This window comes from Rufibacter roseus, assembly GCF_001647285.1.
GTDB lineage: Bacteria > Bacteroidota > Bacteroidia > Cytophagales > Hymenobacteraceae > Nibribacter > Nibribacter roseus.
The window spans coordinates 419369-431218 of sequence record NZ_LRML01000002.1 but is presented as its reverse complement, the minus strand read 5'-3'; the positions used below and the strand labels follow the sequence as shown (position 1 = coordinate 431218).

The following is an 11850-nucleotide window of genomic DNA, read 5'->3' as shown; positions in this document are numbered from 1 at the left end:
AATTCTGATTCCTTGTGGCAGCACTCAAAATGTGCTGGGTGGTATGTTATTGTCTACACATTTTTAAAACCTTTCCCATTCTAACATGAAAACTATTTGTAATCACACAACTTTTAAGCTAGTGATGTTTCTCTTTTTATCTGTTTTGCTATCTGGTTGCGGCAATGATGATGAAGATGACCAAAGCCACCTAGTGAAATTCAAAAACAGCACTTTGTCTGGTGCCAATGAGGTGCCTGCCAATAATTCTCAAGCTACAGGCACCTTTTCTGGTACTTATGATAAAAATACGAAGGTGCTGTCTTACAATATTACCTTTACTGGCATCACCCCCACAAATATGCACTTTCACAAAGGAGCTGCCGGGGCAAGTGGGCCAGTGGCAGTAGGTATAGGGGCAAGTCCATACACCAGTCCTATAAATTCCCAAACTGCTCCTTTGACCACAGAACAGGAGGCTGATTTGTTAGCGGGTAATTGGTACGTGAATATTCATAGCAGCCAGTTTCCTGCAGGTGAGCTAAGGGGACAAGTTACTCAGTAGGTTTTCCTTGAAGTCCGTTTCTACACCTTTTGAGTTCTATCTCAATTTTCCTCATGAACTTTTATGAAAAAGCCTCAATTCCTGAAATTCATAGTGCTGTCTATTGCTTTGCCGTTGCTGGCCGCCTGTGCAAGTGACAAAGAAGAAGATGTGAAACCCACCACGCCTCCCACCAATCAACCTCCGCCATGTGTCACCAGCTCTGTAACTTACTCTAACACTATATCTTCCATTATGTCTTCTAGCTGCAATAGTTGCCATAACACCTCAGTCGCATCAGGGGGAGTAGTGTTAGACACATACGCCGGAGTCAGAGCCCAAGCACTTAATGGCAAACTTGTAGGGGTTATTACCCATGCTGCAGGGTTTCCGGCCATGCCTCAAGGTGGGGCTAAACTTTCTGACTGTAACATCGCCAAAATAAGGAAATGGGTAGATGACGGTGCTCTTAATAACTAATTAATCCGCTAGATAGAAGAAGGGGTTACAAATACCCCCTTCTTCTATCTAGCCTTAGGTTACTGCTTATGCTAAAATTGTTGCTTTTGATTAGCCTTATTTTTGGCGCATTGGTATCAGTAAAAGGTCAAACCCGATACTTTACTAAAACTGGCCATATCTATTTTTTTTCTAAAGCACCTTTAGAAGACATAGAAGCACACAATAGGCAGGTAGTATCTTTTATTGATCTGTCTAATGCCCAATTAGTGTTTTCTGTGCCCATGACTGGTTTCAAATTTAAAAAATCACTCATGCAAGAACACTTCAATGAGAACTATGTAGAGTCCCACAAGTATCCGAAAGCCTCCTTCAAAGGCAAAGTTTTGAATATGCCGAACATAGATCTGGGGCAAGACCGCAAGTATAAAGTTATAGTGGAAGGGCTGCTGACCATACATGGGGTAGAGCGGGCTTTGAAAACAGAGGCTACTCTTGAAGTAAAAGGGAAACAGTTGTTTGGTAATGCCTCCTTTTCAATTACTCCGCAGGAATTCGACATAGAAATTCCATTTTTGGTCAGGGATCACATAGCCAAAAGAATAGACATTACAGTGAATATGTTGTACCAGCCTTACACCGGGAATAACACTTTATGAGTAACACTCGGATAATCTTAATTCTGCTCTTTCTGTGTATGAAGGGCACAATTGCCTTCTCTCAACCAGACCTCATGGAGCTGGCGGCTGCTCAAGATAGTACCGGGTCGCAAAAGGTGTCAGCTACGTTTAAGGCTACCAGGCTTATAAATGGCCATACAGTAGAAACAAACGGAGCAGGAGAGTTGCTGTTTCTGATTTCGCACCGGTTTGGTACCTTAAACAGCGGGGCATATCATTTCTTTGGCCTTGATCAGGCAACCATTCGGTTGGGTCTTGAATACGGTATTTCTGATGATTTTACTTTTGGTATTGGCCGAAGCTCTCTGGAAAAAACGTACGATGGATTTCTGAAGTACCGGGTTTTGCAGCAACAGACAATGGGCATGCCCTTTTCTATTACCGCTCTTACTACTATAGGGGTTAAAACACAAGAATGGTTTGTTCCGGAGAATAACTACAAGCCCGCCCATAGGCTTACCTACACGTATCAATTTCTCATTGCTCGAAAATTTTCTGAAAGATTATCCTTGCAACTGGCTCCTACATTACTACACCGTAATTTGGTAGAAACACCTACAGGTGAAAACAACATATGGGCTGCCGGTGCAGGTGGACGATTTAAGCTGACGAAGCGTACTTCTGTCAATGTCGAATATTTTTACCTGTTGCCGAACACAAAGTCAGAGCAATTTCACAACAGCTTGTCTTTGGGTTTTGATATTGAAACCGGCGGCCATGTTTTTCAGCTTATGTGTACAAATTCTCAGGGCATGGTAGAGAAATTCTTCATTCCGCAGAACGGAGGCAAATGGTCCAGAGGAGACATTTATTTCGGGTTTAATGTATCTAGGGTCTTCCAGTTGAAGAACAAGAGGGAGGAGTGGTAAAGAGTAGACGTATTTCTGGCATAAGAAGCAAATGCATCATATGATTTTAACCTTAATGCTCAACGGCTTGTTCATGAATATATACCCCGGTAACTGGGTCGGCACAGTATGTTGGAGATGAAAGGCAGGGAAGTTATGTGCAGAGCTCTGGGTTAGCAGTTGCCAACCAATTAGATCTTTTTTTTTCAAAAGCACCTGCTAGTCTGTAGCTTTTCAAGCTACAGACTAGCAGGTGCTTTTTTATGTTGACTGTACAAGTAAAACAGAATTCCTGTACTGAAGCTTCTTCCCGAACATTGCGGTGCATAAGTTTACAACCCAAAGCTGTTTTAACAAGATTCAAAGAAGATATAGTGAGGCAAAATTTGCAAATGCATAATTTTTTCCTACATTGTGCTCGATACCGCAACTATTGTGCTCGTGAACGCTAACGGATTTATCAATTTGTAAATAGGAATAGAGGAGGCTGTTGAACAAACAAATTGCTTTTAAAGTGATTTTCCTAAGAAATTCTACAGCTCAACCACTACAACAGAGATTGATTAGCTCCCCAAATGAGTTCAAACGACTGCAAAAGTTTACTTCTAGATTTTGATCAACCACTTAATATTTAGTTATGAGGAATAATTACCTGTTTATCCTTTTTCTGCTCTTTTCAGTTGGACTATTCTCAACCAATGGGTTTGCTCAAGAAAGTAAGGAAATAATAAATATTGATTTCGGCCCAGATAATCAAAAGTCAGCCAGCCCATGGAATAACATAACAAACGCTAAAACAGGCTCTGTTTCTGATTTAATAAGCGACTATGGCACGAACACGGGCATTTCCATTGCCATAACGGATCCTTTCAACTCCTGGAACCTGAACGGAGTGACAGCCGATGATACGCTAGGAATCCCTTACAGTGCCTCAAGAGAGTCTTTCTACGGAAATACCGTCTATTTCAATAATGCGACAATTCCCTTCTCCTCACTTACCCTGTCTAACTTGGATGTGACGAAGGCTTATAGCTTCGCGTTTTTCGCTGCCCGTGCAGATGTAAACGACAACAGAGAGACGCTCTACACGGTGGAAGGACTGACGTCGGGGTCAGCGACGCTGAACGCCACCAGAAACGTTTCCAAAATGGCCAGGGTGAGTAATATCAAGCCAAAAGAGGACGGCACCATCATTATAGTGGTGGAGCCAGGCCCTAATAATAACAACAGCAGCGGATTCTTTTATATTTCCGCACTTAGGATCAGCTATATGGCTGAGCGGGGGCCAAAATCTCTTTCACTTATTTCGCCAATCGGCACACAAGAATTCAAAGCAGGTAAAGATGCCACAATTGCCTGGGACAGAAGTGGAGTTGCCACTGTAAATTTAGATTATTCAGTAGATAATGGAGCGAATTGGCTGCCTATTGCATCAAACATTCCGGCTTCAAACAGACTGTATAAATGGACAGTGCCTGCTGTATCAACTGAGAATGCTCTGGTGCGGGTTGTTGACAGCGCTGACCCTGCAGTATTTGATGTGAGTGATCAGCCTTTCACCATTTTCCAGGGCACAAATGGCAAATCATTTACCATAGTGGTTTTAGGATCGTCTACAGCAGCGGGAGCGGGTCCTACCAGGAGGGACAGTGCTTGGGTATGGAAATACAGAAACTACTTAGACCACAAGCGCAGTAATTTTACTGTCACTAACCTGGCAGTGGGTGGCTATAATACAGCTAGCATTCTACCAGAAAATAACCCCGAAAACAACATCACAAAGGCACTGAGTTTAAATCCGGATGCCATTATCATCAATTTGCCTTCTAATGATGCGGCAGGTGGAAGATCAGTTGATGCTCAGATGGCTAACTATGAGGTTATTGCCTCCAGGGCGGCCCAGGCGAACGTGCCTCTTTGGGTAACCACACCGCAGCCGCGCAACTTCACGCAGGACAAGGTGCAGATTCAGCTGGGCATGATTGACGCTACCTACGCCAGGTTCGGCGAGGACTTCACCGTAGACTTCTGGACCGGCTTCAACACGGCTAACAACACCATGAAGCCCGAGTATGACAGCGGCGACGGCGTGCATATGAACGATGCGGCCCACAGGATCATGCTGGAGAGGATCATAGGGGAGAACATCAGCGGCTACCTGGAGGATGGTCCCCTTGGAGTGAAGCAGGAGATCTGGGGCAAGGTGAACGTTTTCCCGAACCCCGCGAGCGGAAGGGTGCACATAAGCACCGGCGACGGTTACGTGGTGGAGAAGGTGCAGCTGGTGGATCTTTCCGGAAAGAAAGTGCTGGAGAGGGAGAAAGTTTCTGTGGTAGAGGTAGATGCTTTGCCGAAAGGTCTATACATCCTGCACGTCTACACCAATAAGGGGCTTCTACATTCTAAATTAATAGTTAAATAGATAATACAGCATCACCTTCTAAACTCAAAACTTGTAGAAATATGGTTTCTGCAAGCTTTGAGCTTAAGCTGGCAGAGCGGGAACTGCTGATATTCCTGTTTGTAAAAAAATTAAGCGTCTACTCATATGAGAAAGAATTATCCTTTCCTTATCTTATTACTACTGCTTTTCAATATTACGTTCATTAACGGATATGCTCAGAACAGTAGAGAGACCATTAACATAGATTTTGGCAGTGGAAGCCAAAGATCTCCAGCACCATGGAATAATATTTCTGACCCCAACGCTGGTGCAGTAGCCAATCTCACAACAGATCAGGGTTATTTAACCGGCATTTCCATTGCCATTACGTCGCCTTTCAACGCGATGAATAACGTCACCGCCACAGCTGACGACACCTTAGGTATTCACCCTATGGCGGCAACGGATAACTTCTACGGAAACACGAGTTCCTTTGGAGGGAAGACTGTTCCGATGGCCGTTTTGACCATTTCAAACCTTGACGTGACAAAGGCCTATAGCTTCGCTTTCTTCGGTAACAGAGCCTCTGTGAGTGAGAACCGCGAGACACTCTATACCGTGGAAGGCCTTACAAACCCAGACCCAGTGGCTTTGAACGTCTCTTCCAACACATCAAAGATGGTGCGGGTGAGCAACGTGATGCCCAAGGAAGATGGCACTATCACTGTGGTAGTAGAGAAAGGACCAAACAACAGAAACAGTACTGGTTTTTATCATATATCAGCTATGAAGATCAGTTACGTCAACACAGTTGATCGTGGTCCTAAAGCTGTTACAGTAAAATATCCGAATGGTGCAGAAGAGATAAAAGCCGGAAGGGAAATTTCTATAGCCTGGGAAAGAAATGATGTAGCCTCGGTGAATATTGATTATTCCACAGATAATGGCGCGAACTGGCAATCAATTGCAAAATCTGTTCCGGCCATGGTTGGGACTTACAAGTGGATGGTGCCTAGTGACATCACTGAAAGAGCCCTGGTGAGAATATCTGATAGTGAAGACCCGACCATCAAGGATGAGAGTGATCAGCCTTTCACTATATTCCAAAGTAACGGAAAGCAGTATACTATTGTAGTACTTGGCTCATCTACCGCAAATGGAGGAGGGCCCTCAGTTAAAGATAGTGCGTGGGTATGGCGGTACAGAAACTATTTGGCTAACAAGCGAAGCGACTTTACTGTTATTAATTTAGCAGTGGGAGGTTATAATACAGCCAGTATATTACCCGCCAATAATCCAGACAATAACATTACAAAGGCACTGAGTTATAACCCAGACGCCATTATTATCAATATGCCTTCCAACGATGCGGCAATGGGCCGTTCTGTGCAGGACCAGATGGCAAATTATGACATCATTGCAGCCCGGGCGGCCCAGGCGAACGTGCCTCTTTGGGTGACCACGCCGCAGCCGCGCAACTTCTCCCAGGACAAGGTGCAGATTCAGCTGGGCATGATTGACGCTACCTACTCCAAGTTCGGCGAGGACTTCACCGTAGACTTCTGGACGGGCTTCAACACGGCTAACAACACCATGAAGCCCGAGTATGACAGCGGCGACGGCGTGCATATGAACGATGCGGCCCACAGGATCATGCTGGAGAGGATCATAGGGGAGAACATCAGCGGCTACCTGGAGGATGGTCCCCTTGGAGTGAAGCAGGAGATCTGGGGCAAGGTGAACGTTTTCCCGAACCCCGCGAGCGGAAGGGTGCACATAAGCGCCGGCGAGGGTTACGTGGTGGAGAAGGTGCAGCTGGTGAACCTTTCCGGAATGAAAGTGCTGGAGCAGCAGAAAGTCTCAGTTTTGGAGGTAGGCGCTTTGCCGAAAGGTCTATACATCCTGCATGTCTACACCAACAAGGGTTTACTGAGCTCAAAACTTGTAGTGCAATAGCTGTTTGTGTTTGCCTGTAGAGATTTACCTTGTCAGTAAAGTTTTAGGTTCAGTCTAAGCCTGAATCCTTCATAAGGAATTGCTGCATTAACTCCACCTGCTATAAAATTGGCGGGTGGAGTTATTATTTTAGCAAGCAGTTAGATAAGCAGATTAACTTAAATTGTTTTTATAACTTTAAAAAAGGTGCAGCAGAAGCGGTTTTATAAAAGATTAAAAAAATGTGATATAAATATTTTCTTTAATGGGAAAATATTATAACTTCGGTCATGTGTTCGTTAACGCAAAACAAATTTTTAATTTATTAACAACCTCGAAATCTGTTTAGCAGACTTAATTTATCCGAAATATTCAGAGAAAAGATAGCGCAGGAAGACTCAATGATAAAAGACAAGAAAGCTTATTTAGCTTTTGCTCTAAATTAGTGACTCTACTACTTGTAGTTTAATTAGTAGCACTTGTCTATCTGCACTGAAATAGAAGGAACAGTTATCTTATTTTTGATACTGAATTAGAAAAATATAAGATGCTTATAACTTAAACCTAGATGGAGAGCTTTATTAAAAATGTTAAGAAATATAGTTGCAAGGAGCCAGAGTGTTTCTAGTAACATTTTCATAAAATATTTTTAAATAACTGTGTGCTCGTTAACGCAATAAAAATTAGAATTAAGCTTAAGAATTATGTTGGTTTTAAGAGTGGTGATAAAATAGGAGGATTAGTAGGGACAGTAGAAGATGGTGGCTCTGTTAACCATTCAATATTTTCTGAATGGGAGTTTTTATGAAGGGAATAATTATAATTTTTAACAAACTAATTTTGCTTGTCATATGAAAAAAAACTACTATTTACCCTTTGTCCTAGCCCTGGCAATAAGCTTTATTGGGTTCAACGGATATTCACAGTCTAGCAGGTCTACAATTAACATAGATTTTGGTTCTGCTTCCCAAAAATCACCTGAGCCAGAATGGAACAACATTACTGACCCCACAGCGGGGGCTGTAGCCAATCTGACAAATGATCAGGGAGTTCAAACAGGTATCTCCATTGCCATCACGTCACCCTTTAATGCCATGAACAATGTTACGGCTACGGCGGATGATACCTTGGGTATACACCCTATGGCGGCAACGGATAACTTCTACGGAAACACGAATGCATTTGGGGGAAAAACCATTCCTACTGTCGTGCTAACAATCTCAAATTTGGATGTAACCAAGGCCTACAGCTTCGCTTTCTTCGGCAACAGGGCTTCTGTGAGTGAGAACCGTGAAACTCTCTACACTGTGGAGGGCCTGACGAATCCAGACCCAGTAGGTCTGAACGTCTCTTCCAACACATCAAAGATGGTGCGGGTTAGCAACGTTATGCCCAAGGAGGATGGCACCATCACCGTGGTTATAGAGGCAGGCCCTAACAATGTAAATGGCACTGGTTTCTATCACATATCAGCCATGAAGATCAGCTACAGCAATACTGTTGCGGGTATTTCTCCTGACATTTCGGCGGGAAGAATCAACGTGTACCCTAACCCGGCGGTGGGCACCGTTTCCATCAGCACGGGCAGTGAGTCAAGGGTGGAGAGCGTGCAGCTGCTGAGCCTTTCAGGGGTGAAGGTGCTGGAGAAGTCTGCCGTGAACGGATCAATAGAGAGCCTAGATGTTTCAGGTCTGGCGCAGGGTCTGTACTACATGCAGGTGCAGACCAACAAGGGGCGCTTCCACTCTAAGCTGGTAGTAAATAAATAAGTCTTATGGAGGGTAGAAGCTGCCGATAAACGCAGCTTTTACCCTCCATAAGTCTTCCTTCAACTAATTAAGCTCTGTTATCATTAAATGCTTAACCACAATATCTAAAGTCTCAGCTGCTAATTTTTGAAAAAGCAGTTTTTTATGCGTGTTGAAACAGAATAATTCAAACTCTAAACCTAAATTTATGAAACACAATTACCTAAAATCATGCCTTTTGTTCGTTGGACTAAACCTTATGGCTTTTGCTGGTTTTTCTCAATCAGACAGAACGATCATTAATATTGATTTTGGCCCTGATAATCAAATGTCAGCTGCCCCTTGGAACAATGTAACGAACGCGAAAACTGGTTCTGTTGCTGATCTTTTAAATAGTGAAGGTCAGCCCACAGGATTAACGATTACCGTAACGGACCCTTTTAACTCCTGGAACCTGAACGGAGTTACCGCTGACGATACGCTTGGTATTCCCTACAGCGCCTCAAGAGAGTCTTTCTACGGTAACGTTGGCCTCTTCAACGGAGGGGAATTCCCCTTCGCCTCGGTTACTCTATCTAACCTTGACGTGACCAAAGCCTATAGCTTCGCGTTTTTCGCTTCGCGCGCCGATGTGAACGACAACCGGGAGACGCTCTATACCGTGGAGGGGCACACAACGGAGACAGCTACACTGAACGCCACCAGAAACGTGTCCAGAATGGCCAGGGTGAGTAACATCAAGCCAAAAGAGGACGGCACCATCATCATAGCAGTAGAGCCAGGCCCAAACAATAACAACGGCAGCAAATTCTACTATTTATCAGCTATGAGAATCAGCTACAGCAACACAGTTGCTGGTATTTCTCCTGATATTTCGGCCGGTAAAATAAACGTTTACCCTAACCCAGCAGTGGGCAGCGTGGCCATTAACACGGGTGGTGAGTCTAGAGTGGAGAGCGTGCAGCTGCTGAACCTTTCAGGGGTGAAGGTGCTGGAGAAGACAGCCGTGAACGGATCGGTGGAGAATCTAGATGTTTCAGGTCTGGCGCAGGGGCTATACTACATGCAGGTGCAGACAAACAAAGGCCGTTTCCACTCAAAATTGGTAGTGAACAAATAGGGTATATTAAATCCTTTAGTTGATAATTTAAAGGTCTGTTATACAAACATGAAAAACACGGGCAGGGTATTTTCCCTCTGCCCGTGTTTTGTTTTAAATTAATAGCAATTCTCTCGCAGAACTAGGGTATCCCTTTGCGCTTGTCAAACACAAGCATTCAATATGATGAGTGTAGGAATTGTGAGTATTTTTGCCCCAGCAGAGTAGCATAAAGTTTTGTAGGCTTTGAGATAGGTTTAAGGCTAAACCTATAAGTACCACTGCTTTATGGGTGTTGTCGCTTTTTCTAACCTCGAAACAGCAAAAACAACTTCCTCTTTTAACCCTTGATAATCAAACTGAAGTTGTAACACTAGATAGAACCCAATAGAATACTTCAGATAATTGTTGGTTGAAAATGCAGTACTTGGTTTGGAATAATTTGCCTTGTTCTACAGCTGAGCCTGTATTTTATCATTGCAAGCAAGTTATTGTTTAACTGCAAGGGGTAAGATAAAAGGGCTGAGGCTAGGGGAGTATTGTAAATGCCGCTGTTTTAGAGCTGTTTTTTGAAAAACAGCTCTAAAACAGCGGCATTTCTCTATTATAAACTAAAATGATTTGAAACCTACTCCTGCTATGTGAATCAATACTATTAGGGTAGGGAGGCATTGATTTTATGAATTGATCAAACCACCGCTGAAGTTTTGCGGGTTGATTTCTCATAGAACTGGAGTGAAATCAGGGAATAACAAAGGTCTGTGCGTCTCTTATATTGGTAATTTAAAGAGACGCACGGACTTATTATTTTAAACTAGCTTACCTGCTCAGCTTTTTTTCCCCAGCTTCTGATTCCGAATCAAGGCTTCCAGGAAGTAGTAATCGGCGTATACTAAGGGAACATCAATTTCAACACCATGTGGCATGCTGCCCACCGAGTGTTTTAACAGGAAGTTGTTATTGGTACCAGGTTGTGCTAAATAGTCGTCACTCGCCAATGAGGTAAGTATGTCTTGAGCACCTTTTTGGTACTTGCGTCCTTTAGAACCCAGGTGCTGACCTAACTCTACTAAAGCTGAGCTAACCACAGCGGCGGCAGAGGCGTCTCTTGGCACATAAGAAAGTTTATTGGGGTCATACTTCCACCTAGGTGTAAAACCGGGTTGGTTAACGTTGAAATCCCAATAAGGTATTTTGTCTTTAGGAAGGTTAGGGTGATCTAAGTAGAAATCTGCCATTTTTTTGGCGGCCTCTAAGTATTTGGGGTCTTTCGTTTCACGGTATACTACGGTGAAACCATAGATGGCCCAACCTTGCCCTCTTGCCCAGGTGGAGTTGTCAGAGAAACCCTGGTTTGTTTCACGATGCAGAACCTGACCGGTAGCGGCATCATAATTTACGACATGGTAAGAGCTGTAATCTGGCCGGAAGTGATTTTTTAAGGTATTATCCGCGTGCTGAATGGCCACGTTCCGGTAAACAGGGTCTCCGGTTTGTTCGGTGGCAAAGAAAAGTAATTCCAGGTTGATCATGTTGTCTATGATAACCGGATACTTGAACATGGTTTTGCCGTCCCAAGACATTTTTTCGTTCCAGGATTTTATCAGGCCTATTTTAGGGTCGAAGCGGGAAATCAGAGTTTTGGCAGACTGAATCAATATGTCCTTGTATTTTGGGTTTCCGGTGAGTCTGTAGCCGTTTCCATAGCTGCAGTACATCATAAAACCAATGTCATGGTGGGTGTCATTGTACTGGTTTTTCTCAAGTGACTCGGTCCAGCGCTCCGCGGCCTCGCGCCATTTCGGATCTTTCGTGTATTCATATACATACCACAGTGAGCCCGGCCAGAACCCGCCGGTCCAATCATGAATATCAGTGTACCTCAGTGAGCCGTTTGGGGCAGTTGTACGAGGGTACTTTTTAAGGTCTTGTGCCACGGAAAGCATGTTTTGATATTGCTTTTCGGCAACGTTGAAGGTGTGCTCAGTGGCCTTTTGCAGTTTCTTGCTGTCGTTTGAAAAGAAAGAGAGCAGAGCGCAAAGCAAAAAATTGAGTGACGCTATTTTCATGGTAAAAGAATAAATTACGTAGTTCTGAAAGTTTGTTTTTGGTGAAAAGTGAAATATTAAGATTGATAGTTATCAATTTGAGTTTCTTGTTTTAGGGCTATTTTTT

At 43.7% G+C, this 11850-nt stretch carries 9 protein-coding genes; 8 read left to right on the top strand and 1 reads right to left on the bottom strand.

Annotated features, from left to right (window positions below; all coding sequences use genetic code 11):
- The first annotated feature begins 124 nt into the window (after positions 1-124).
- From A8O23_RS03670 to A8O23_RS03635, 8 genes are all read left to right on the top strand, one after another.
- The gene (locus tag A8O23_RS03670) at positions 125-544 is read left to right on the top strand and encodes a CHRD domain-containing protein (protein WP_066616691.1); all 420 of its coding nucleotides are present in this window, start codon (positions 125-127) and stop codon (positions 542-544) included.
- 63 nt (positions 545-607) lie between these two features.
- A complete protein-coding gene (locus A8O23_RS03665) occupies positions 608-1003 on the top strand; it encodes a hypothetical protein (RefSeq protein WP_066616689.1) in 396 nt (131 codons plus the stop codon).
- 68 nt (positions 1004-1071) lie between these two features.
- On the top strand, positions 1072-1641 hold the full coding sequence (locus tag A8O23_RS03660; RefSeq protein ID WP_066616677.1) for a YceI family protein: 570 nt from the start codon (positions 1072-1074) through the stop codon (positions 1639-1641).
- A gap of 38 nt (positions 1642-1679) precedes the next feature.
- Positions 1680-2531: a DUF5777 family beta-barrel protein gene (locus tag A8O23_RS03655; protein ID WP_239693327.1), complete on the top strand. Its 852-nt coding sequence runs from the start codon at positions 1680-1682 to the stop codon at positions 2529-2531.
- Positions 2532-3147: 616 nt separating this feature from the next.
- Complete coding sequence (locus A8O23_RS03650; RefSeq protein ID WP_066616673.1) at positions 3148-4932, top strand: GDSL-type esterase/lipase family protein; 1785 nt, start codon at positions 3148-3150, stop codon at positions 4930-4932.
- Between the two features lie 126 nt (positions 4933-5058).
- On the top strand, positions 5059-6849 hold the full coding sequence (locus A8O23_RS03645) for a GDSL-type esterase/lipase family protein (RefSeq protein ID WP_066616671.1): 1791 nt from the start codon (positions 5059-5061) through the stop codon (positions 6847-6849).
- A gap of 830 nt (positions 6850-7679) precedes the next feature.
- Positions 7680-8597 (top strand): T9SS type A sorting domain-containing protein, encoded by a 918-nt coding sequence (locus A8O23_RS03640; protein ID WP_066616669.1) that lies wholly within the window; start codon positions 7680-7682, stop codon positions 8595-8597.
- A gap of 187 nt (positions 8598-8784) precedes the next feature.
- Entirely contained in the window at positions 8785-9696 is a 912-nt protein-coding gene (locus tag A8O23_RS03635) for a T9SS type A sorting domain-containing protein (RefSeq protein WP_153042059.1), read from the top strand.
- Positions 9697-10502: 806 nt separating this feature from the next.
- Here the strand turns inward: A8O23_RS03635 and A8O23_RS03630 are convergent.
- Positions 10503-11744: a glycoside hydrolase family 88 protein gene (locus A8O23_RS03630; protein ID WP_066616665.1), complete on the bottom strand. Its 1242-nt coding sequence runs from the start codon at positions 11742-11744 to the stop codon at positions 10503-10505.
- Positions 11745-11850: the final 106 nt, after the last annotated feature.